Source organism: Cellulomonas telluris (genome assembly GCF_004886325.1).
In the GTDB taxonomy this organism is placed as follows: domain Bacteria; phylum Actinomycetota; class Actinomycetes; order Actinomycetales; family Cellulomonadaceae; genus Cellulomonas; species Cellulomonas telluris.
This window is the reverse complement of record NZ_QXFN01000001.1, coordinates 1,014,182-1,034,436: the sequence shown is the minus strand read 5'-3', so window position 1 is coordinate 1,034,436 and position 20,255 is coordinate 1,014,182. Positions and strand designations below refer to the sequence as shown.

The 20,255-nt window shown below is 73.0% G+C and carries 28 protein-coding genes; 25 read left to right on the top strand and 3 right to left on the bottom strand.

Translation table 11 applies throughout. From position 1 onward, the window contains the following. Nucleotides 1–82 precede the first annotated feature (82 nt). The 14 genes from FB586_RS04945 (at nt 83) to thiD (ending at nt 8,482) form a co-directional block, all read left to right on the top strand. Nucleotides 83–496, top strand: a complete 414-nt coding sequence (locus FB586_RS04945; RefSeq protein ID WP_136518149.1) for a hypothetical protein — start codon at nt 83–85, stop codon at nt 494–496. Nucleotides 497–611: 115 nt separating this feature from the next. Beyond that, nucleotides 612–878, top strand: coding sequence for a hypothetical protein (locus FB586_RS04940; RefSeq protein ID WP_136518148.1), 267 nt, complete (start codon nt 612–614; stop codon nt 876–878). A gap of 106 nt (nt 879–984) precedes the next feature. Then, on the top strand, nt 985–1,374 hold the full coding sequence (locus FB586_RS04935; protein WP_136518147.1) for a hypothetical protein: 390 nt from the start codon (nt 985–987) through the stop codon (nt 1,372–1,374). 124 nt (nt 1,375–1,498) lie between these two features. Then, on the top strand, nt 1,499–1,756 hold the full coding sequence (locus tag FB586_RS04930) for a DUF7660 family protein (RefSeq protein WP_442319893.1): 258 nt from the start codon (nt 1,499–1,501) through the stop codon (nt 1,754–1,756). Nucleotides 1,757–1,855: 99 nt separating this feature from the next. Beyond that, on the top strand, nt 1,856–2,461 hold the full coding sequence (locus tag FB586_RS04925; protein WP_136518145.1) for a hypothetical protein: 606 nt from the start codon (nt 1,856–1,858) through the stop codon (nt 2,459–2,461). A 64-nt stretch (nt 2,462–2,525) separates the two neighbouring features. Beyond that, on the top strand, nt 2,526–2,891 hold the full coding sequence (locus FB586_RS04920; protein ID WP_136518144.1) for a hypothetical protein: 366 nt from the start codon (nt 2,526–2,528) through the stop codon (nt 2,889–2,891). 64 nt (nt 2,892–2,955) lie between these two features. Further along, nucleotides 2,956–3,621 (top strand): hypothetical protein, encoded by a 666-nt coding sequence (locus FB586_RS04915; RefSeq protein ID WP_136518143.1) that lies wholly within the window; start codon nt 2,956–2,958, stop codon nt 3,619–3,621. Nucleotides 3,622–4,282: 661 nt separating this feature from the next. Then, the gene (locus FB586_RS04910) at nt 4,283–4,591 is read left to right on the top strand and encodes a hypothetical protein (protein ID WP_136518142.1); all 309 of its coding nucleotides are present in this window, start codon (nt 4,283–4,285) and stop codon (nt 4,589–4,591) included. 82 nt (nt 4,592–4,673) lie between these two features. Continuing rightward, nucleotides 4,674–4,955, top strand: a complete 282-nt coding sequence (locus FB586_RS04905; protein WP_136518141.1) for a DUF8617 domain-containing protein — start codon at nt 4,674–4,676, stop codon at nt 4,953–4,955. Beyond that, nucleotides 4,952–5,803 (top strand): hypothetical protein, encoded by an 852-nt coding sequence (locus FB586_RS04900; RefSeq protein ID WP_136518140.1) that lies wholly within the window; start codon nt 4,952–4,954, stop codon nt 5,801–5,803. Before FB586_RS04905 ends, FB586_RS04900 begins: the two co-directional genes overlap by 4 nt. A 110-nt stretch (nt 5,804–5,913) precedes the next feature. Then, nucleotides 5,914–6,324, top strand: coding sequence for a hypothetical protein (locus tag FB586_RS04895; protein ID WP_136518139.1), 411 nt, complete (start codon nt 5,914–5,916; stop codon nt 6,322–6,324). Between the two features lie 385 nt (nt 6,325–6,709). Continuing rightward, nucleotides 6,710–7,120 (top strand): hypothetical protein, encoded by a 411-nt coding sequence (locus FB586_RS04890; protein WP_136518138.1) that lies wholly within the window; start codon nt 6,710–6,712, stop codon nt 7,118–7,120. Then, nucleotides 7,117–7,515 carry a hypothetical protein gene (locus FB586_RS04885; protein ID WP_136518137.1) on the top strand — a complete coding sequence of 133 codons (399 nt, stop codon included), beginning with the start codon at nt 7,117–7,119 and terminating at the stop codon, nt 7,513–7,515. Before FB586_RS04890 ends, FB586_RS04885 begins: the two co-directional genes overlap by 4 nt. Nucleotides 7,516–7,690: 175 nt before the next feature. Next, a complete protein-coding gene (gene thiD / locus FB586_RS04880; RefSeq protein ID WP_136518136.1) occupies nt 7,691–8,482 on the top strand; it encodes a bifunctional hydroxymethylpyrimidine kinase/phosphomethylpyrimidine kinase in 792 nt (263 codons plus the stop codon). A 25-nt stretch (nt 8,483–8,507) separates the two neighbouring features. On the opposite strand, the gene FB586_RS04875 is transcribed toward thiD, so the two are convergent. Beyond that, nucleotides 8,508–8,801: a helix-turn-helix domain-containing protein gene (locus FB586_RS04875; protein WP_136518317.1), complete on the bottom strand. Its 294-nt coding sequence runs from the start codon at nt 8,799–8,801 to the stop codon at nt 8,508–8,510. An 85-nt stretch (nt 8,802–8,886) separates the two neighbouring features. On the opposite strand from FB586_RS04875, the gene map reads away from it, so the two are divergent. The 11 genes from map to FB586_RS04820 all read left to right on the top strand — a co-directional run bounded on the left by map (nt 8,887) and on the right by FB586_RS04820 (nt 17,208). Beyond that, on the top strand, nt 8,887–9,669 hold the full coding sequence (gene map / locus FB586_RS04870; protein WP_136518135.1) for a type I methionyl aminopeptidase: 783 nt from the start codon (nt 8,887–8,889) through the stop codon (nt 9,667–9,669). A 79-nt stretch (nt 9,670–9,748) separates the two neighbouring features. Further along, the gene (locus FB586_RS04865) at nt 9,749–10,594 is read left to right on the top strand and encodes an alpha/beta fold hydrolase (RefSeq protein ID WP_136518134.1); all 846 of its coding nucleotides are present in this window, start codon (nt 9,749–9,751) and stop codon (nt 10,592–10,594) included. Between the two features lie 337 nt (nt 10,595–10,931). Beyond that, the gene (locus tag FB586_RS04860) at nt 10,932–12,431 is read left to right on the top strand and encodes an ABC transporter substrate-binding protein (protein ID WP_136518133.1); all 1,500 of its coding nucleotides are present in this window, start codon (nt 10,932–10,934) and stop codon (nt 12,429–12,431) included. A gap of 7 nt (nt 12,432–12,438) precedes the next feature. Next, nucleotides 12,439–13,413 (top strand): ABC transporter permease, encoded by a 975-nt coding sequence (locus FB586_RS04855; protein ID WP_246036449.1) that lies wholly within the window; start codon nt 12,439–12,441, stop codon nt 13,411–13,413. Further along, nucleotides 13,410–14,294: an ABC transporter permease gene (locus tag FB586_RS04850; protein WP_136518132.1), complete on the top strand. Its 885-nt coding sequence runs from the start codon at nt 13,410–13,412 to the stop codon at nt 14,292–14,294. Before FB586_RS04855 ends, FB586_RS04850 begins: the two co-directional genes overlap by 4 nt. Continuing rightward, nucleotides 14,291–15,088 (top strand): ATP-binding cassette domain-containing protein, encoded by a 798-nt coding sequence (locus tag FB586_RS04845; protein WP_136518131.1) that lies wholly within the window; start codon nt 14,291–14,293, stop codon nt 15,086–15,088. Before FB586_RS04850 ends, FB586_RS04845 begins: the two co-directional genes overlap by 4 nt. After that, a complete protein-coding gene (locus FB586_RS04840) occupies nt 15,085–15,858 on the top strand; it encodes an ABC transporter ATP-binding protein (protein ID WP_136518130.1) in 774 nt (257 codons plus the stop codon). The genes FB586_RS04845 and FB586_RS04840 overlap by 4 nt, the downstream gene beginning before the upstream one ends. A gap of 54 nt (nt 15,859–15,912) precedes the next feature. Beyond that, the gene (locus tag FB586_RS04835) at nt 15,913–16,359 is read left to right on the top strand and encodes a pyrimidine dimer DNA glycosylase/endonuclease V (protein WP_136518129.1); all 447 of its coding nucleotides are present in this window, start codon (nt 15,913–15,915) and stop codon (nt 16,357–16,359) included. Between the two features lie 48 nt (nt 16,360–16,407). After that, a complete protein-coding gene (locus FB586_RS04830) occupies nt 16,408–16,611 on the top strand; it encodes a ribbon-helix-helix protein, CopG family (RefSeq protein ID WP_187697841.1) in 204 nt (67 codons plus the stop codon). Next, nucleotides 16,608–16,982 (top strand): type II toxin-antitoxin system death-on-curing family toxin, encoded by a 375-nt coding sequence (locus FB586_RS04825; RefSeq protein ID WP_136518128.1) that lies wholly within the window; start codon nt 16,608–16,610, stop codon nt 16,980–16,982. The genes FB586_RS04830 and FB586_RS04825 overlap by 4 nt, the downstream gene beginning before the upstream one ends. Nucleotides 16,983–17,001: 19 nt before the next feature. Continuing rightward, nucleotides 17,002–17,208 carry a hypothetical protein gene (locus FB586_RS04820; RefSeq protein ID WP_136518127.1) on the top strand — a complete coding sequence of 69 codons (207 nt, stop codon included), beginning with the start codon at nt 17,002–17,004 and terminating at the stop codon, nt 17,206–17,208. 6 nt (nt 17,209–17,214) lie between these two features. On the opposite strand, the gene FB586_RS04815 is transcribed toward FB586_RS04820, so the two are convergent. Beyond that, complete coding sequence (locus FB586_RS04815) at nt 17,215–19,302, bottom strand: acyl-CoA dehydrogenase family protein (RefSeq protein ID WP_136518126.1); 2,088 nt, start codon at nt 19,300–19,302, stop codon at nt 17,215–17,217. Further along, the gene (locus FB586_RS04810) at nt 19,299–20,201 is read right to left on the bottom strand and encodes a TetR/AcrR family transcriptional regulator (protein ID WP_136518125.1); all 903 of its coding nucleotides are present in this window, start codon (nt 20,199–20,201) and stop codon (nt 19,299–19,301) included. Before FB586_RS04810 ends, FB586_RS04815 begins: the two co-directional genes overlap by 4 nt. Nucleotides 20,202–20,255 lie beyond the last annotated feature (54 nt).

The following is a 20,255-nucleotide window of genomic DNA, read 5'->3' as shown; positions in this document are numbered from 1 at the left end:
TGACCGAGGTCGACAGCCGGCCATCGAGGAGCACGACCCGGCCGCCGATGGTGCCGGTTCGTCGTGCCGAGGTCGAGGGCACATGACCGCGGTGCTGCACGGCGAGTACACCGGCACGGTCGAGAAACTTCGACCTTGGGCGACTCTCGTTCACCTGGAGGACGGGACCGAGGTACTGGTCTACCGGATCAAGGCCGCAGGTGCGCTCGTGCAGACGGGAGACGCAGTGACCGTCGTCGTGCTGGACGACTCGAGGGTTCCGGTGCGCGGAAGCCTGCTCCTCGTCGACAGGGAGATCGCGCGGGACTTCGCGGTTCTGGGGATCACGTTCAGCCGAGGTGATGCCGCAGTCGCAGCACGACGCGAGTACGAGACGAATCACGAGAGCGCAGACCATGTCCTGGGAACGGCACCCACCCCCCCTCCGCAGCGATCGCGACGACGGCGCAAGGGCCGCGTGCCGCGGGATGATCGGCCGGCAGCACGCCGGTCATGAGAGACACGGCCCTCCTGCTCGAGGTGCTGAGACCCTGAGGGAGACGATGAAGCGCACAGTCGTGCTGCTCGGGGAAGACCGAACCATCAGCCAGGTCCGTGCTCGACTGCGCAGCATGGGCGAGTACGTCGAGCGGGAGTTCTTCGACACGCTCATCACCGGGGACTGCATCCTTGGTGTCGACGCCAGCAACGACGTGCTCGCCGAGTTCGAGGAAAGCGAGATCGCAACATTGCGCAGGAGGTTCAGGGACCTCTCGGCAATCGTCGTCGAACACACCTCAGAGGAGTGCCTACGAACCATCCTCCACCACGCTGTGCGTGGACTCGACGGCGTCGTCGACGACAACTTCGGGAACCTCTTCGAGTTCAGCGAGTACTGACCCGGCACGTCGTGCGCATGATCTCGGAGAGGTGACGGGTGAGCGCGTCGGACGCGTACGTCGAGTGGTGGGCAGATGGTGCGGACCCCGTCACCCTGGTCGAGTCATGAGCCTGATCGGGACTACGGACGCCGACTTCCGCATCTGCCGCATCGACCTCGACGCGTTGGTGCGCCTTCAGCAGTCGACCGAAGACCGGGGCTGGTCGACGCGCTGGACGTCCGTCGACGCCATGCGATCGCAAGTCATCAGCGACTGGGTCCTGCTGCAGACCTTCCAACGGCAACGGGCAGCGGGCGGCGATGAGGTCGTCCGATGCCTGCTGCTGTTCGCGACCGAGAACCACGGCGCTGCGGGCGGGGTGGCGACGTTGGACGTCGAACCCGGCGCACTGGTGCTCCTCGACCGGATCGACGACGACCCCGCTGTCCGCTCAGCGATGGTGGACCTGTTCATGCTGGCGACGGGCGGGATCGCCATGATGACGAAGCGGTGAGCGAGACCCGCGGCGTACGGGCGCACCACCGTGGGACCTGATGTAAGAGTCGACGGCGCGGAGTTCTCCCTACGAGCTGCACCGCACCCCGCGACGGGGCTGCCGTCCGAATCCGAGGACACCGATGACGACCGAAGCAACTGATGAGCCTGACATCCGCACACGAGCGGATCTCGCGCACCTCCTGCGCGCGCTCGCCGTGTCCAGGGTCGACGATCCGGGGTCGTGGGCCAACGACTCGCTCGAGGCGTTCCTGGAGTCGATGGCCGCATGGTTGGACGACATGGACGGCTACTTCGCCTCACGCGGCAGCCACGCGCCCAGCGAGCCGACGTGGCGCCTGATCGGCCAGATGGCCCTCGCCGCGAGGGTGTACGAGTAGTCACCACTCACATGCGCCGCTCGTGCCCGATCGGGAACCGGTGCGTTCGAACAAGCGCCGTCCCCGCCGCGACGGCGCTCGGAGCAGAAGCGGGACGCCATGAACGTCGAGGCCACTCTCATCACGCTGGTGCCGTGGCGGACGCTCAGGAGCCTCACGGGAACGGCCGCGCCCGTGCCGGCGGCGCTGTCGGACCTCCTGACGGCGGCAACGCCGCCGGCCGCCGAGGCGGCGTACTGGAGGTTGGACAACCACGTCGTGGTGCAGGGCCAGCTCTTCGAGTCCGCGCTGGGGGTCGTCGGTCCGCTCGTGTCGGCGCTGACGCGTCCACTGCCGGACTTCGTCCGCGAACGCGTCATGGACCTGCTCGTCGAGATCGGCTACGGCGAGGCTGACGGCGACGAGATCGCCGCAGGGGGAAGCGCGCGACTCGGAGACCTGTGTCGTGACGAGCTCCGCTGCGGCCTGTGGCTCTTCTACGGTCTGCTGGGCGACGAGGCGCCGACCGTGCGGTCGAGCGCCCTCGACCTGGTCGACGCGCTCGACCCGGAGCGGAACCGTGTGGCCGCCGTGGCGTCGTCCATGACCGCTGACAGCGACGTGCGCGTGGCACGCCGGGCACGCCGGATCCTCGACAGAAGCGCCGGAAGCTCCACCGAAGACGGCGCGCACCAGGGATCCTGGCCCGATGCGGATGGTTCGTGAGGGCTTGGACGAGTGGCCCGCTCTGCGTCGCGGAGGCTCGATTCGTCGTGGAGGTGGAGTTCTCGTGAGCTTCGATCTGGCGTTCTGGCGACAGGACCCTCCGCCCTCCCCCGATGCCGCCTTCCACATCTACGACCGGCTGACCGAGGGGGAGACGGGCGTCGTCGGAGCCGATCTCGCGGTCGAGCGGTTCCGGGCGGCGGTGCTCGAGTCGTTCGGCGACCTGGACGACGCGACCGCGGACTCCTCGCCCTGGGCCTCCCCCGTGTACGCGACGGATGAGTGCGTCATCGTCACGATCTCGGGATCGCGCTCGACAGAGGTGGCGCCCCGACTGGCACGCATGGCGTCGGAGCACGGCCTCATCGTCTACGACCCCCAGAACGACACCGTCGTCGGAGCGGCCCGCAGTCATGACGCACAGGTCTGACCCCCATCCGGCTCCACCGCACCTGTCGGTCTTCGCGCACCCCGGCATCGCCTGGCGAGCGGCGATGGTGAGGTGCTGGAGCGCGGTCGAGGCGGTCGGGTGCCGGTTCACGGGCCGGGTCCTCGTCGCACCCGACCGGACGCCGTACACGTCCGTGAGCGACGTCGCGGGTCGGGAGGTGCTGACGCTCTCCGGCGGCCCGGAGCAGGTCCTCACGGATCACCAGGTGCTCAGGATCGCCTTCCGGCACCGGTCTCTGGGAGTCGTCCCGCTGGGCTCGGCGCCGACGTCCGCCTGGGGTGAGGAGCACCCGATCGAGCTGGCGCTGCACGCCGGAGGACTCTCCTTCCCGCTGGAGCTCCGTACCCCCGCGCAGAGACGTGACGGGATGAGGCGGTGGCGATGGGCGGAGCGGTTGCTCGTCTCGTTGTGCGAGGTGATCGAGGCGCCCTATGGTGCCGTCGGCGTCGAGGTGTCGTTCCCGTCACCGCTCGCACTCGGCAGTGTGGTCGGGGCTCGCACACCTCGCCCGACCACGTGGTTCCTGCCGGCTCGCGAGGGCGCCGACCGCGGCACGGACGACGGGGGGCTGGACGCACGACGACGCTCGACCGTCACACGCACGGCCACCGGTGTGCTCGTCCACGGGTGGGACCCCGGAGACGCCCAGCCGGTCGACGAGGCCGAGCTCGACCGAATCCTCGCGCTTCTCGCGAAGCGGCAGAGATAGCACGTCCCACCGCACGGTCGGGCACGCGGTCATGGGGGCCCGTCGGGCGCGAGCGTGAAGCGGCTGGCCGCCGCACACGGGCGGATCGACCTGCAGCAGGGCGGCTTCCTGGACCGACCGAGAGGAGAGACGCGGTGGAGCAGAGGCGGGAGGCGGTGGAGGCAGCACCGTCGAGCGGCGACATCGGTCGGGGGCGTCCCGGCGCTGCGGATCTTCTCGCCGTGCTCACCGAACGCTCCCTGATCGAGATCCGACGCATGGCCGAGACGGGTGAGCTGTACGTCGAGGACGAGGTGCTGGACCCGCACGTGCCCGCAGACGTCGACGCGCTCGCGCGGGTGCACCTGCTCGCCGACGTCACCCACGGCTTCGCGAACGTGCTTCGGGCGAGTGCGTTCAGGCGAGGGCGCGCGGCGCGTCACGCGCTGCGGTGGAGGTGGTCCGCGACGAGCGAGTCCGGCCGCCGATGGATGAGGTCGCGGCTCGCGCTCCACGGTCCTCGACACGTGGCAGCGCTGACGCAGCTCGTCGGACCCGGTGCCGACGCGTCCGGCAGCGCCGGCGCCGACGGACGGCGGGGCGACACGCGCCGAGGCCGCGAGGAGACCCCGCCAGCGGAACCACCAGGCCGGTCACGCGGCCGGCACGACGGGAGCTCCTGATGAAGACGAGCGTGCGCAACCGCCTGCTCCGGCTCGGACGACCGGTGACCCAGCGGTTGCCCACCCCGGACACCGAGCGCGCGACGTGGATCTGGGTCCTCCCGGTGCCCGACGGGCGGATCCGGGTCGCCGCGGTCGCCGTAGCGCGCGAGCTCGTCGACTCGGGGGCGTGCTTCGCGGAGGACGACGTCCGGACGGAGTCCGTGACGTTCGTGGACCGGGTGGACGACGTGGACGCGATCGTCGTGGCCCTGGGCGGTGACCCCTCCGGCCTCGAGTCCCCCTGGCGGAACGAGTTCCCGCTGTGAGGTCGAGCCCGTCGACATCCGACGTGAGGTCGACGACCATCGGACCCGGGTCCGGAACGACAGAAGCGGCGGTCATCCCCGAGTGGCGAAATTCCTGTGCGTGTGCGGATCCGTGGTGTCGACGAGCGGCGAGATCCCCCACCCCTATCAGTGGAACCTCATCTCCGACGGCGACTTCGACACCAGCACGGGCACGGTCGACGCAGACGAGCTGTACATGAGGTCCACGCTCATGTTCCGCTGCCCCCGGAGCGGCCACCTCTGGATCTACTGGTCGGGCATCGACAACGCGCCCTCGCTGTACAGCCCTGTCGAGGTCGATGAACCGGATGGGCCGCGCGGCGTGGTGGCGGTGGGAGAGTGATCGAGGTCAGCGTGTCCCCGAGCGTCCCCGAGACGACGCTCGACGGACGCGAGGGGGCCCGTCCGGCGCCGTACCTACGGAGCCTGACCCAGTTCCTCCACGAGCTGGCGCGGCGTGCGCACGTGCACACCTTCGAGGTAACCGAGCTCTTCGTCGCGGAACCGCTCGCGGGCGATGCCGCGGAGCTCCGCAACGGCTCGTCGGTCCCCCTGAGGCGCGCAGTGGAGCTGGTGCGCCGCATGTGCGAGGGGCACGGACCCTTCTGCGCGCTCGGAGCGACCGGGATGAGGGTCGAGTGCTCGTGGGACGGAGCGGTCGTCCTGACGCTGGACCCGACGGTGTCTCCACCGGATCTCGATGGTTGGCCCCACCTGCGCATCCGCGTGCGAGAGGCACCGCCGGCCGGCAGTCCGGAGGGAGATCCCGTCACGGCGGCTGCCGATGACGCGTTCTGGTCGGCCGTCGCATCAGCTCCGGCACAGGTGAAGCTGCTGAGGGAGCGATGGGCTCACGGGAAGTTCGGAGCTCGCTGGTACGACGTCAGCGGCGACACCCTCCTGCGGCGGAGGCCTGCAGTCGAGCCGCGCTCGCTGATCAGCGTCCTGCTCGATCCTCAGCTCGACCCGGGACGCATGTGCCTCGACGGTGGGTTCACCGCTCTCCGACGTCTCGGAGGGTTCGACCCGCTCGTGCACGAGGAGTTCGCATTCGGCATCGAGAATCCCCCTGACCTACGGGGCCACGGGTGGCCGTTCGCGGTGAACGAGTCCGAAGCCTGGGAGTGGCTGGCAGTCGTTCCTGACGGCGACGGGCACGTCAGGGGTTCCTGGCTCCTGCCCGGTGCCTGACCCCTGCTCCCGCCCGTCGGCGCTCGGGCGGCGGCAACCGGCACCCTGGCGCGTCCAGGAGGTCCGCACACGGCGGCGCCCCGGTGGGTGCGCAGTGAAGGGGATGCATCGTGAGCTTCGAGCTGGCCTTCTGGCACGAGAGGCCGACGCCGTCGGACGACGCCGCTCTCGCGACGTACTACAGGTTGACCGAGGAGGACGGTGACGCCGTCCGCCCCCACGTCGCGGTCTCGCGCTTCCTGACGGACCTCCTGACCGCGTTCGAGGACCTGACCGAGGAGAACGCGGACTCCTCCCCCTGGGCCGGCCCGGTCTGTGCGACGGACGGGTGCGTGATGGTCTCCATCTCCGGTTCACGTTCGGTCGAGGTGATGCCGCGCCTGCAGCAGATGGCGTCGCGGCACGGGCTCGTCACGTTCGACCCTCAGAACTCGAGAGTCGTCAGCCAGCTGCGGACGGCGCACACGCCGACGGACGCCGAGGCGTTCGAGGGCGCACCGGCGAGGCACGGACCTCGGTAGGGTGCATCATCCCGACGGAGGCGGACCGGGCCGCCGAGGCGAGAGCCGAACCGATGCGAGTAGAGAGCGGCAGGCGGGAGGACCGCACGCGTGTTCTGCGATCGAGAGCTCCAGCAGTCCGCATCGGGACCCGGGTCGTCGTCCCTCGCGCATCCCGAGGGCCGGCGAGCGCAACGCTCGTCCACGGCATGATGGGCGGGCGGACCTACCGCGAGCCGCCGGACCTCGGGCGTACGGATCTTGCACGGTCGCTGGTCGAGCGGGACGTCCCGGCTCTGAACGGCCTGCTGGGCGACCCGGACGCACGGGGGAACGCCCAGGACGCGTGGGACGACATCGCGGTGTTCACCCGGGAACACCGCGCGAGCACCCGCTCCTCCCCCTCATGACCGCGACGTACCCCGACCGCGTCTTCCAGCTCTGGGAGTACCGCGTGAGCCACGGCGCGCTGCTGGTGCGGAGTCCTCGCGGTCCCGACCGGACGACGAACGTGGACCTGCTGTTCGCCGGCGTCGAGCTCATCTCCTGTCCGCGGTTGCTCCGCGGGCTCGTCGTCGAGCAGGCGGGGCCTGACGACGTGCGGGCGGCCCGCGCAGCACTGGGGCAGGAGATCGACGCTCCGCTCGAGGTCTTCGTCCTCGTCTCGGAGGGTCGACGGAACGTCGTCGTCGCCTCGTCCCTCCGGCTGCACGAGCACCAGGGCGACATCTTCGACAGCCCGTTCGCAGACAGTCGACCGACCGGTCCCCGAGGTCGTGCGCCACGGCCTGGGCGAGGTGAGGAGGAAGTGCGATGACCGTGTCGTGGAGCGCGACGTCGACGTCCGGGCGCTTCGTCCCGACCGAGGTCCACTCCGACGTGCACGCCCTCGCCCAGCACGTCGAGCGGCTGCGTTCGGCGGGCTCGGGGTACCTCGAGGTCCGGCGCTCGGACGACGACTACCCGGTCGTCGCGCTGGGATTCCGATCGGGGTGGGCGGTCGTGCACGTGCTGCCGGACGCCGACACCACACTCCTCATGGCCGGGAACGGTTCTCTCGCCCCGGGCGACGTCGCCGACATCCCCGTGATGGACGACGTGGTCGCCTTCGACGGGGCGTACGTCATGAGCGTCCACGCGGCGTGGTCCGCGCTGCTCCGGTTCGTCCGGACGGCACGGACGACCGTGCTCGGTGACCTGGTCGAGCTGTAGCAGCACACCTGGGTGGCGCGGGACCTGGCGACGGCCGTCCACGACGAGAGCACTACCGCTCGGTGACCTCCGCGCCAGGGCTGCCGACAAGCGACCCCCGCGTCCGGTGGCCCCCTCGACCGTGCGAGGCTGTCGTGCAGACCCCCACACGAACCACATCGACAGGAGCACTCCCGTGGTCGACCTCGCGTACGTCATCGCCGGATCGGAAGCGACCGGCGGCGCCGGCATCCAGGCGGACCTGCGCACGTTCCAGGAGCTGGGCGCCTTCGGCCTCGGCACGATGACGTGCATCGTGTCGTTCGACCCGGCGGACGACTGGAACCACCGCTTCTTCCCCGTGCCGGCCGAGATCATCGCGCAGCAGATGGAGGCGGCGACGACCGCCTACGACCTCGACGTGGTCAAGATCGGCATGCTCGGCACGCCGGCGACGATCGACGTCGTCGCGGAGGGGCTGCGCCGCCAGCCGTGGCGGCACGTCGTGCTGGACCCGGTGCTCATCTGCAAGGGCCAGGAGCCCGGCGCGGCCCTCGACACCGACACCGCGCTGCGTGAGCAGGTCCTGCCGCTCGCGACGGTCGTCACCCCGAACCTGTTCGAGACGAAGACGCTCTCGGGCATGGACACGATCGAGACGGTCGAGCAGCTCACCGAGGCGGCACGCCGCATCCAGGCGCTCGGCCCGCGCGCCGTGGTCGCCAAGGGCGGTGTCGAGCTGCCCGGTGACGACGCGGTCGACGTCCTCCTCGACGGCGACGAGGTCACCGTGCTCGCGACGCCGAAGGTGGGGAACGAGCGCGTCGCCGGTGCCGGCTGCACCCTCGCCGCCGCGATCGCCGCCGAGCTCGCCAAGGGGCGCGAGGTCCGCGACGCGGTCACCCGCGCGAAGGAGTTCGTCACGGCGGGCATCGAGGGCCGCGTGTCCGGGAAGGCACCGTTCACGGTGGTGCGGCAGGGCGCCTGAGCACGTCAGCGGCGGGTGCGGCCCGTCACTGCCGGAGCTGAGGGACGAGGTCGTCGGGGCGGGCGGTGCGCCGCCCGTCCTCGCCGACCTCCGCCCACACCGCGTCGAGCGACAGCCCCAGCACCCCGGCGATCGCCGCGACGGTCGAGAACGAGGGCGTCGCGACGCGGCCCGACTCGATCTTGCGCAGCGTCTCGGGCGAGACGCCCGCGTCGAGCGCGACCGTGACGATCGACCGCTCCCCGCGAGCGCGGCGCAGGAGCGCACCGAGGCGGCGCCCGCGGTCGACCTCGGCGGGGGTGAGCGGGAGCCGGACCATCATGGACCGATTCTAATACCGGGATAGTATTACCGCCGAAGCCGTCGCCGGCCTCGTCCCGCCCAGCACCGAGGAGCGCACCGCCATGATCGAGATCCTGAGCCCGAGCGAGATCGACCGCGCCCGGGTCACGGGCGCCCTCGTCGCCGACATCCTCCAGACGCTCCGCGAGCGCACGACCGTCGGGACCAACCTGCTCGAGATCGACCGCTGGACGCGCGAGCTCATCGAGAAGGCCGGCGCGCAGTCCTGCTACGTCGACTACGCGCCGTCGTTCGGGCGCGGCCCGTTCGGCCACTACGTCTGCACGTCGGTGAACGACGCCGTGCTGCACGGCCGCCCCCGCGACCAGCGCCTCGCCGACGGCGACCTGCTCACGCTCGACCTCGCCGTGCTCAAGGACGGCATCGCGGCGGACTCCGCCATCAGCTTCCTGGTGGGCGACGCCCGCCCGGCCGAGAGCGTCGCGCTCATCGAGGCCACCCAGCGCGCCCTCGCCGCAGCCATCCAGGCCGCGGGCCCGGGCGTCCGCCTCGGCGACGTCTCGCACGCCATCGGCCAGGTGCTGACGGGTTCCGGCTACCCCGTCAACACCGAGTTCGGCGGCCACGGCATCGGCTCGACCATGCACCAGGACCCGCACGTGCCGAACACCGGCCGCCCGGGCCGCGGGTACACGCTGCGCCCCGGCCTGCTGCTCGCGCTCGAGCCGTGGGTGATGGCGGACACCGACGAGCTCGTCACGGACACCGACGGCTGGACGCTGCGCAGCGCGACGGGCGCCCGCACCGCGCACAGCGAGCACACCGTCGCGATCACCGAGGACGGCGTCGAGGTCCTCACGCTGCCGGCGCACCTGCGCGTCTGACGTCGTCCGGAGACGCGCGCCCGCGGGTCCTCCCCCGCCCCCGCTCGCCGCGCCCCCGCGCGCGTGCTGTGCTGCCGGGATGGACTCCTTCACGCGCGACGGCCTGCGCTTCGACGTGCGGGACCACGCACCGGACGCCCCCACCGGCACGACCGGGGACGACGCCCCCGTCGTCGTCCTGCTGCACGGCTTCCCGCAGGACGCCTCGGCCTACGACGCGGTCGCCCCCCTGCTGACCGCCGCGGGTGCGCGCGTGCTCGTGCCGGACCAGCGCGGCTACTCCCCCGGCGCCCGCCCGGCGGGCCGCCGCCCGTACGCCGTGCCGGAGCTCGTCGCCGACGTCGTCGCGCTGCTGGACGCCGCCGGCGCGGAGCAGGCGCACGTCGTCGGCCACGACTGGGGCGGTGCCGTCGCGTGGGCCGTCGCCGCCCGTGAGCCGGACCGCGTCGCGACGCTCACGGTGCTGGGCACGCCGCACCCCGCCGCGATGCGCGCCGGGCTGCTGCGCGGCGGGCAGGCCCTGCGCTCGTCCTACGTCGGCTTCTTCCAGCTGCCCGGCGTCCCGGAGCGCCTGCTCCTCGCGGACGACGGCGCCCGGCTGCGCGCCGCCCTCAGGAGGGCCGGCCTCGAGCCCGACCGCGCCGACCGCTACGTCGCCCGCATGCGCGAGCCCGGCGCCCTGACGGCCGCCCTCGCCTGGTACCGCGCCGTCCCGGTGCCGGGCGGCGGCTCGACGCGCCGGATCGAGGTCCCCACCACCTACGTCTCCGCCCGCCGGGACCCGTTCTTCGCCCCCGCATCCGTGGACGCCACGGCCCGGCACGTCGACGGCTCGTTCCTGCGGGTCGACCTCGACGCCGACCACTGGCTGCCCGAGCACCGGCCTGCGGACGTCGCGGCGGCGGTGCTGGGGAACCTGCGCTGAGCGGTGGCGGCGCCGACGCGCCGACGAGCGAGATGCACGTCTCGCCGGCGGCGCTGGAACCGCTCCACGGCGGCGATGTACGGTCACAGCACCATGCGCACCGTGCTCGTCGCCCCGCACGCCGCTCGCCCCGTCCTCGCGGCGCGCGCGAGTTGTCGCGGCTGACGTCCCCGGCGCACCGGGACCGGTCTCGCCACCGCCTGGCCGGCCCCGCGGCGCGCCGAGCGCCCTCGCGCTCGACTCCCCCACCCCTGCACCGGTCCCCCGTCCCCCGGGCGCGCGCGCACCTCGCTCGTCCGGCCCGGCGGCCGTGCCCGTCCGCCGGAGGTCCCCCAGCATGAGAACCCGCCCACTCGTCGGTGCCGCCCTGTCCGCCGTCGCCGCGCTCGCGCTCGCGGCGTGCTCGGGCGGCGGGAGCACGGGTGCGTCCAGCAGCATGCCGCAGGACGAGATCGTCATCGGCACCACCAACGAGCCGACGGGGCTCGTGCGCAACGTCGGCGGCTCGTCCGGCGTCTCGCAGACCATGACGCGCAACGTCTTCGAGGGCCTCACGGCGGTCGACGTCGACGGGCAGGTCGTGCCCGCGCTCGCCGAGTCGTGGGACGTCTCCGAGGACGGCCTGACGTACACGTTCCACCTGCAGCCGGACGTCGTCTTCCACGACGGGACCGAGCTCACCGCGGACGACGTGGTCTGGAGCATCTCCGACGCGATCTCCCCGGAGTCGAAGCTCGCGCGCAAGAACGACCTCGCCGTCATCACCGACATCTCGGCGCCCGACGACGAGACCGTGCAGCTCACCCTGAGCCGGCGCAGCCAGAGCCTGACGTTCAACCTCGCCGGCCTGACGGTCGTGCAGGAGGGCGACAGCGAGCTCGGCCCCGACAACGGGACGGGCCCGTACCGGTTCGTCGAGTGGGTGCAGGGCGACCACCTGACGATCGAGCGGTTCGACGACTACTGGGGCGAGCAGGCGAAGAACCCGGGCGTGACGTTCCGCTTCTTCGACGACCCGACGGCGCTCAACAACGCGCTGCTCGTGGGCGACCTCGACCTCGTCATCGCCGAGAACTCCCCCGACCAGCTCGTCCAGTTCGAGGACGACCCGCGCTTCACGATCACCGAGGGCTCCTCCACCACGAAGCAGCTGTGGGCGTTCAACGACCGCGTCGCGCCGTTCTCGGACGTGCGGGTGCGGCAGGCGCTCTACAAGGCGATCGACCGCGACGCGCTGCTCGAGGCGGTGTGGGACGGCTACGGCCAGGTCATCGGCTCGATGGTCCCGCCGACCGACCCGTGGTTCGTCGACCAGGCGGACGTGCACGCGTACGACCCGGCCGCCGCGCGTGACCTGCTCGCCCAGGCGGGCGTCACGAACCTGACGATCCCCGTCGACTACATCCCGGACGACACGACCGAGACGGTCGTGCAGCTCCTGCGCTCCGACCTCGCCGACGTCGGCGTGACGCTGACGCCGAACCCGATCGACGACGCCACCTGGTACCAGAAGGTCTACACGGACCACGACTTCCAGACGACGCTCATGGGGCACGTGAACCCGCGCGACGTCGTCTGGTACGCGAACCCGGACTTCTACTGGGGCTACGACAACCCGCAGGTCCAGGAGTGGGTCGCGCAGGCGGACCAGGCGGCGACCGAGGAGGAGCAGGTCGAGCTGCTGCGCCGGGTCAACGAGACCATCGGCCAGGAGGCCGCGTCGGCGTGGCTGTACCTCGACCCGCAGATCCGGGTCGCGAAGGCCGAGATCAGCGGCTTCCCGGTGGACCAGGTGACGGAGAGCTTCTACGTCGCCGACATCGTCCGGGAGGGCTGAGGCACCCGTGGCCCGCCACCTGCTGACGCGCTCCCTGCTGACCCGGGTCGCGTCGCTGCTCGTCTCGCTGGCCCTGGCGGCCGTCGTCGTGTTCGTCGTCCTGCGGCTGCTGCCGGGGGACGCCGCGGGCGCGTCGCTGGGCGTCGGGACGACGAGCGACCAGCTCGAGGGGCTGCGCGCCGAGCTGGGCACCGACCAGCCCGTGCCGGTGCAGCTCGGGCAGTGGGTGGCGGGCCTCGTCCAGGGCGACCTGGGCACGTCGTTCGTGTCCCGGCAGCCCGTGGCGGACCTCGTCGCGGCGCGGCTGCCGGTCACGCTGCCGCTGAGCCTCGCGGCGTTCGTGCTCGCGGTGCTCGTGTCGGTGCCGCTGGGAGTGGCGGCGGCGGTGTGGCGGCGTGGTCCGCTGGGCGTGGTCGTGTCGGCGCTGTCGCAGCTCGGCGTGGCCGTGCCGGTGTTCTGGGTCGGTGTGCTGCTCGTGCTCGTCCTGGCGCTGCAGCTGGGCTGGCTGCCACCCGGCGGGTTCCCGCGGCAGGGCTGGGGCGACCCGGCCGCGGCGGTGCGCGCGCTCGTGCTGCCCGTGGTGACCGTGGCGATCGCCATGTCCGCCGTCATGGTGCGGTACGTGCGGTCGGCGACGCTCGACGTGCTCGACCAGGACTACGTCCGCACGGCCCGCTCCCTCGGCTACGGCCGGTGGGCGGCGCTGCGCCGGCACGGGCTGCGCAACGGCGCCGCGCCGGTCGTCGCGATCCTCGGCATCGAGCTCGCGACGTCGCTGCTCGGTGCGGTCGTCATCGAGAACGTGTTCGCGCTGCCGGGCCTCGGCACGCTGCTGCTCGACTCCGTCGAGGCGCGCGACCTGCCGGTCGTGCAGGCGCTCGTCCTCGGGCTGACGGCGGTCGTGCTGGTCGTCAACGTCGGGGTGGACCTCGCGCAGCGCGCGCTCGACCCGCGCCTGCGCCTGACGGGAGGGGCACGATGACCACGGGTGTGGAGGACCTCGCCGTCCGGGAGCCGGCCGTCACGGGGACGCCGCACGCACGCGCCCGCCGCTGGCCGCCGTCCCTCGTGGCCGGTGCCGTGCTGGTCGGCCTCGTCGCCGTCGTCGGCCTCGTGGCGCTCGTCTGGACCCCGTACCCGCTGGACGTCACGGGCAGCGGCCCGCGCCTCGCCCCGCCGGGCGGCGACTTCCCCGCCGGCACCGACCGGCTGGGCCGCGACCTGCTCACGCAGCTCATGGCCGGGGCGGCCAGCGCGCTGCTCGTCGCGGCGGCGAGCGTCGTCGTGGCCGGGACGCTCGGCCTCGTGCTCGGGGTGCTGGCCGCGGCCACGACGCGCTGGGCCGACACTGTGCTGGTCAACACCGTCGACGTGCTCATCGCGTTCCCGACCCTGCTGCTCGCGATGCTGCTCGTGACGGTCCGCGGGGCGTCGACGGCGACGGCCATCGCGGCGATCGGCATCTCCGGCGCCGCCGTGATCGCGCGCGTCACCCGCATCACCGTCGCGCGCGTGCTGCGCGAGGACTACGTCACCGCCGCCACGGCGTCCGGCACCGGGTGGTGGGGCACGATCACGCGGCACGTGCTGCCGAACGTCGCGCCGACCCTGCTGGTCCAGCTCATGCTGCTGGCCGGCGGGGCCGTGCTCGCCGAGTCGGCGCTGTCGTACCTCGGCCTCGGCACGCCGCCGCCCGCCGCGTCCTGGGGGCGGATGCTGCGCGAGGCGCAGTCGACGATGGTCGTCGCGCCGTGGAGCGCGATCCTGCCCGGCCTCGCGATCGTCGTGCTCGTCCTCGGGCTCAACCTGCTCGGGGACGGCATCCGCGAGCGCACCGACCCGAACCTGCGAGGTGACCGGTGAGCCTGCTCGAGGTCGACGGCCTGACCGTCCGCACGTCCGACGGGCGCACGCTGCTCGACGGCGTCACGTGGGACGTCGCGGCGGGCGCGCGGCTCGGGATCATCGGCGAGTCCGGCTCCGGCAAGTCGATGACGGCGCTGGCCGTGCTGGGCCTGCTGCCCGCCGGCATGCGCGCGACCGGCCACGTGCGCCTCGACGGCACCGACCTGCTCGCGCTGCCGCCGCGTCGCATGGACGCCGTGCGCGGCGCGCAGGTCGCGATGGTCTTCCAGGAGCCGCTGACCGCGCTCGACCCGCTCATGACGGTCGGCCGGCAGATCAGCGGACCGGTGCGCCTGCACCAGCGGCTCTCGCGCACGGCCGCCCGCGAGGAGGCCGCGCGCCTGCTGCGGCTCGTGCAGATCGACGACACCGAGCGCGTCCTCGGGTCGTACCCGTGGCAGCTGTCCGGCGGGCAGCGGCAGCGGGTGTCGCTCGCGATGGCTCTCGCGTGCCGCCCCCGCGTCCTGCTCGCGGACGAGCCGACGACGGCGCTCGACGTGACCGTGCAGGCCGAGGTCCTCGAGCTGCTGGACGACGTCGTCGAGCGCACCGGGCTCGCCCTCGTGCTCGTCACGCACGACCTGCCCGTCGTCGCGCGCGTGGCGCAGGACCTCGTCGTCATGCGCGACGGCGCGGTCGTGGAGCGCACGACGGTCCCCCGGGCCCTCGCCGGGGACGGCGCCGCGTACACCCGCGAGCTCGTCGACGCCGCCCGCGCCGTCACCGCGCTGCCCACCCCGGAGGCCCGATGAGCACGCCCCTGCTGGAGCTGACCGGCGTCACGCGCACGTTCGGCCGCACGACGCAGGCGCTGCGCGGCGTCGACCTGCGCGTCGAGGCGGGCCGGGGCGTCGGCATCGTCGGCGAGTCCGGCGCGGGCAAGTCGACCCTGCTGCGTCTGCTGCTCGCGCTCGACAGCCCGACGTCCGGCACGGTGACGTACCGCGGCGAGCCGCTCGACCGGCGTGACCGCGCCGCCGTGCGCCGGTTCCGCCGCGACGTGCAGGTCGTCTTCCAGGACCCGCGCTCGTCCCTCGACCCGCGCCAGCGCGTCGGGTCGATCGTCGCGGAGCCGCTGCGGTCCCTGCGCGTCGAGGGCGACCACCGGGCGCGCGTTTGTGAGGTGCTCGCGTCGGTCGGGCTCGACGCGGACGTCGTCGACCGGTACCCCGCGCAGTTCTCCGGCGGGCAGCGCCAGCGCATCGCCATCGCCCGGGCGCTCGCGCCGCGGCCGTCGGTGCTCGTCGCCGACGAGCCCGTGAGCGCGCTCGACGTCTCGGTCCGCCGTCAGGTCGTCGACCTGCTCGCGCGCCTGCGCGACGAGCACGGCCTCACGCTCGTGCTCGTCAGCCACGACATCGCGATCGTCGGGCAGCTGTGCGAGCGCACCGTCGTGCTGCACGACGGGCTCGTCGTCGAGGAGGGCGCGACGCGCGAGGTGCTGACGGCGCCGCGCGAGCCGTACACGCAGCGTCTGCTCGCCGCGGTCCCGCGCCTGCCCGACGCGACGCCCGCCGGCTGACGCAGGCCGGGCGCCCCGGTCGCGGCCGCCGCTTCCGGGTGCTGTGCTGCGGCGGTGAGACTCTGGTCGCTGCACCCGTCCCTGCTCGACCGGCAGGGGCTGACCGCCTGCTGGCGGGAGGCCCTGCTCGCGCAGGCCGTGCTGCTCGACCGCACCAAGGGCTTCACGAAGCACCCGCAGCTCGACCGCTTCCGCGCCCACCCCGAGCCGGTCGTCGCGATCGCCGCGTACCTGCACCACCTGGTCGACGAGGCGACCCGCCGCGGCTACCGCTACGACCCGCGCCGGGTGCACCTGCCCGACGACGAGCGCACCCGCGGTGTCGCACCGATGACCGTGACGTCCGGGCAGCTCGACCTGGAGTGGCGGCACCTGCTGCACAAGACGGTCGAGCGCTCGCCGGACCAGTACCGGGAGCTCCTGCGGGTCGGGCGGCCGTTCCCGCACCCGCTGCTCGTCGTGGTGCCGGGTGGGGTGGAGCCGTGGGAACGGGCGCCGTGAGGTCCAACGGCGCGCCGGCTTGATACCAGAAGAGATACCATCACTGCCATGGCCATGACTCTCCGGCTCGACAGCGCTGAGACCCAGGCCCTCCGCCGCCGCGCGGAGGTCGAGCAGCGTTCGATGCAGGACGTCGCGCGGCAGGCGGTGCGCGACTACATCGAGCGCACGTCCCGTGAGGACCTCATCAACGCCGTCATGGACAGCGAGCTGCCGCGCTACGCCGAGGCTCTCGAACGACTCGGTCGATGATCTACCTGACGGCCGACGAGCTGCTGGCCGTCGCCCACCGAGTGGTCGGTGACCTTGTCGTCAGGGATGCCGGCCTCGTGGAGTCAGCCGCCGCTCGCCCGAGGACGCAGGTCGGCGGCACCGACGCGTACCCCGACCTGCTGACGAAGGCCGCTGCCCTTCTGCACTCGCTGGCTCGCAACCACGCACTCGTCGACGGCAACAAGAGACTCGCCCTCGCGGGGACCATCGTCTTCCTCGGCGTGAACGGCACCCGTCTCAGGGCGACGAACGACGAGGCTTACGACCTCATCATGGATGTTGCTGCCGGCCGCGTGGACTCCGTGGACGTCATCCGCGAACGACTGTCGGCCCTCACCGAGCCCTGGTGAGGACCGGAGGACGCACAGCATGAGCAGAGGTGACGCGCCTCCGCCGCGCAAGCTCGTGGTGGACCCCGACCTGCTGATGAACCTCGCGGGCGACGAGAAGGCCGTCCGGCGCGCGCGGGCGCGCCTCGAGCGCGACGCCCGCGCCGGCACGGTCATCATCTCCCCGCGGTCCGCGGCCTCCCGTGCCGTCGACGACCCGACGGCACGGGAGCCGCGCTCCCGCTGAGGACGCTCAGCCCTGGAGGTGCTTCTCCGGGATCGGCGCGTCGCCCGAGGCCCGCTGCGCCCGGTAGTACGCCCGCGCCTCCTCCTGCCGCTCGTGCTCGACGCCCGACGAGATGGGCGCGCGCAGGTGCTCCTGGCGGTAGCCGAACGCGTCGACGAGGTCCTGCGCGTGCGGGCGCAGGCGCGCGAGCAGCCGCTCGATGTACGACGTGACGGTCCGCGCGCGACCGGCCGAGAGGCGCCCGTTGACCAGGTACCAGGCCAGGTCGCGCTCGATGAGCGTCAGGCCGAACAGGTCCCGCAGCCACGTGAGCACCTGCTTCGTGCCCGGGTCCTCGACGCGGGCGACGCCGGCCGTGAAGGCCTCCCACTGCACGCGCTCGGCGTGCGCACGGGCGGCCTCGATGAGCTCGTGCTGGTGGGCGTTGAACAGGGCCGCCGCCTTGTCCGGGCTCATCTTGCGGGCCGGGGCCAGGGCCTGCGCGACCTGGGCGACCTTCGCCTCGACGCGGTCGGTGAGCAGGTCGCGCTGGGTCTGCTCGTCGCGCAGCTGACCGACCGAGCGGCGGGCGTCCCCGAGGTCGCCGAGCGCCTGGACGGCGCGGATCAGCGGCGTGCGGTGCAGGGCCACGTCGGCGACACGCTCGGCCACGAACCGCGCCATGTCGCCGCGGTCGGCCTGCAGCGCCTTGAGCGACTTCGCGTAGTCGGCCAGCAGGCGCTTGGCGACCAGCTGGTAGAGGACCGTGTTGTCGCCCTCGAAGGTCACGTACACGTCCATGTCGGCGTGCAGGCCCGTGAGCCGGTTCTCGGCGAGGAAGCCCTGCCCGCCGCACGCCTCGCGCGCGGTCTGGATGGTGCGCAGCGCGCCCCACGTCGACGTCGGCTTGAGCGCCGCGGCGAGCGTCTCGAGGTCCTCCCGGTTCTCCGGGGTGTCGCCCCGGCCGGAGAACACGTCGTCGAACGCCGCGAGCAGCTCCTCGTGCGCGAACGCCGCCGCGTACGTCTCCGCGACGAGCGGCAGGAGCCGGCGCTGGTGCTGGCCGTAGTCGAGCAGCGTCACCTCGTCCGAGCCACCGCCGGCGAACTGCCGGCGCTGGTTGGCGTACGTGACGGCGATCGCCAGCGCGATCTTGCTCGCGTTCACCGCGGCGCCGTCGAGCGAGACGCGCCCCTGCACGAGCGTGCCGAGCATCGTGAAGAACCGGCGGCCCGGGCTCGCGATCGGCGAGGAGTACGTGCCGTCCGGGGCGACGTCGCCGTACCGGTTCAGCAGGTTCGTGCGGGGGACGCGGACGTGGTCGAAGTGGAGGCGCCCGTTGTCGATGCCGTTGAGGCCGCCCTTGACCCCGTCGTCCTCCCCGCCGACGCCCGGCAGGAACTCGTGCGTCTGCGGGTCGCGGATCGGGACGTAGAACGCGTGCACCCCGTGGTTCACCTTCGGCTGCCCGGGCGCCGCCGTGACGAGCTGAGCGAACACCACCGCCGCCGTGCCGTGCACGGCCGCGTTGCCGAGGTAGTCCTTCCAGGCGCCGCGGAACGGCGTGTGGATCACGAACTCCTGCGCGTCCGCGTCGTACTCGGCCGTCGTCCCGATGGACGCGACGTCCGAGCCGTGGCCCGTCTCCGTCATCGCGAACGCGCCGGGCACCCGCAGGTGCATCGCGTCGGGCAGGAACGTGTCGTGGTGGTGCTCGGTGCCCAGGTGCAGGATCGCCGACGCGAACAGCCCCCACTGCACACCCGCCTTGATCTGGAGCGACGGGTCCGCCGCGACCAGCTCCTCGAACCGCGCGAGCGAGCCGCCGTGGTCGTCGGCGCCGCCGTGCCGCGCCGGGAACGCGCGCAGCACGTCGTGCTCGGCCTCCAGGCGGCGCAGCTGGTGCAGCACGCGCTCGCGGTGCTCCGCCATCGGCAGGCCCTCGATCTTCTGGAAGTCGGGGTCCGCCGTGATGGCGCGTGCCTCGCGGCGCAGCTGCGCGTACTGCCCGAGCAGCAGGTTCTCCAGCGCGTCGACGTCCACGCGCGCGGCCGGCTGCTCGGGGGCCGCGGCGGGGGTGGGACGCGTCTCGGGGCGGGCGGTCGTGGTGGTCATCGCTGCTCCCTGGGGGTTCCGGCGTCGTCGCCGGTCTGGTGGGTCTCCGCCGGGTGGGCGGGTGTACGGGGTCGGTCACGGGTGGGCCGGTCGCGCGCCAGCAGGCCGACGGGGCCGGCCCACAGCCACGCGGCGACCTGGGCGGTGAGGGTCTCGCGGTCCGGCGTGCCGGGGTCGTGGCGGTGCGCGAGCCACCACTCCCCGGCGCCGCGGACGAAGCCGACGGCGCCCGCGGCCCAGGACTCGGCGAGGGCGCGGGTGGCGGCGTCGGCGGGCGGCTCCGCGGCGAGGTCGGCGGGCGGGGCGTCGGGGCGACGGGCGACGGTGCGGCCGTCGCGCTCCTCGGTGAGACCGCGGGCGAACGGGGCGGCGACGAGCGCGGTCACCGAGTCGAGGAAGTGCCCGAGCGGCCCTCCGGACTCCACCGAGCCGTCCCGGGTCACGAACGCGTACACGTTCGGCGAGGACTCGATCATCTCCAGGTACACCGCGACCATCGCCCGCAGGCCGTCGCGCGGCGTCGGCGCGACCCGCAGGACGCCCTCGAGCGCACCCTGGATCTGCAGCACGACCGCCTCGGCGACGGCGATCTGCAGGCCCATCTTGTCGGTGAAGTAGCGGTAGACGATCGACTTCGACGTCCCGGCAGCGGCCGCGATCTCCTCCATCGAGACGTCGGGGCCGCGGTGGTGCACGGTCCGGCGGGCGACGCGGACGAGCTCGGCCCGGCGGGCCTCGCGGTGGTCCGCCCAGCGCGTCGAGCGACCGTCCGCGGGGACGTCCTCGACCCCGGGGCCGGGCGCGGGGACGGCGACGACCGCGGCTGCGCGCGGCGCCGCGTCCTCGGGGGCGGGGAGCGGGACCGGCGTCCTCGACGGCCCCGGCGTGACGGACCTCACGCAACCGACGGTATCAGGTACTGTGGGTTTCGGACATCAGCCGGGACCCAGGTC

Bases quoted from the DNA above. Each gene is read 5' to 3' on its own strand.
- FB586_RS04945 (WP_136518149.1), top strand. From the start codon at position 83: ATGACCGCGGTGCTGCACGGCGAGTACACCGGCACGGTCGAGAAACTT.
- FB586_RS04940 (WP_136518148.1), top strand. From the start codon at position 612: ATGGGCGAGTACGTCGAGCGGGAGTTCTTCGACACGCTCATCACCGGG.
- FB586_RS04935 (WP_136518147.1), top strand. From the start codon at position 985: ATGAGCCTGATCGGGACTACGGACGCCGACTTCCGCATCTGCCGCATC.
- FB586_RS04930 (WP_442319893.1), top strand. From the start codon at position 1,499: ATGACGACCGAAGCAACTGATGAGCCTGACATCCGCACACGAGCGGAT.
- FB586_RS04925 (WP_136518145.1), top strand. From the start codon at position 1,856: ATGAACGTCGAGGCCACTCTCATCACGCTGGTGCCGTGGCGGACGCTC.
- FB586_RS04915 (WP_136518143.1), top strand. From the start codon at position 2,956: ATGGTGAGGTGCTGGAGCGCGGTCGAGGCGGTCGGGTGCCGGTTCACG.
- FB586_RS04910 (WP_136518142.1), top strand. From the start codon at position 4,283: ATGAAGACGAGCGTGCGCAACCGCCTGCTCCGGCTCGGACGACCGGTG.
- FB586_RS04890 (WP_136518138.1), top strand. From the start codon at position 6,710: ATGACCGCGACGTACCCCGACCGCGTCTTCCAGCTCTGGGAGTACCGC.
- FB586_RS04885 (WP_136518137.1), top strand. From the start codon at position 7,117: ATGACCGTGTCGTGGAGCGCGACGTCGACGTCCGGGCGCTTCGTCCCG.
- FB586_RS04875 (WP_136518317.1), bottom strand. From the start codon at position 8,801: ATGGTCCGGCTCCCGCTCACCCCCGCCGAGGTCGACCGCGGGCGCCGC.
- map (WP_136518135.1), top strand. From the start codon at position 8,887: ATGATCGAGATCCTGAGCCCGAGCGAGATCGACCGCGCCCGGGTCACG.
- FB586_RS04865 (WP_136518134.1), top strand. From the start codon at position 9,749: ATGGACTCCTTCACGCGCGACGGCCTGCGCTTCGACGTGCGGGACCAC.
- FB586_RS04860 (WP_136518133.1), top strand. From the start codon at position 10,932: ATGAGAACCCGCCCACTCGTCGGTGCCGCCCTGTCCGCCGTCGCCGCG.
- FB586_RS04850 (WP_136518132.1), top strand. From the start codon at position 13,410: ATGACCACGGGTGTGGAGGACCTCGCCGTCCGGGAGCCGGCCGTCACG.
- FB586_RS04840 (WP_136518130.1), top strand. From the start codon at position 15,085: ATGAGCACGCCCCTGCTGGAGCTGACCGGCGTCACGCGCACGTTCGGC.
- FB586_RS04830 (WP_187697841.1), top strand. From the start codon at position 16,408: ATGGCCATGACTCTCCGGCTCGACAGCGCTGAGACCCAGGCCCTCCGC.
- FB586_RS04825 (WP_136518128.1), top strand. From the start codon at position 16,608: ATGATCTACCTGACGGCCGACGAGCTGCTGGCCGTCGCCCACCGAGTG.
- FB586_RS04820 (WP_136518127.1), top strand. From the start codon at position 17,002: ATGAGCAGAGGTGACGCGCCTCCGCCGCGCAAGCTCGTGGTGGACCCC.
- FB586_RS04815 (WP_136518126.1), bottom strand. From the start codon at position 19,302: ATGACCACCACGACCGCCCGCCCCGAGACGCGTCCCACCCCCGCCGCG.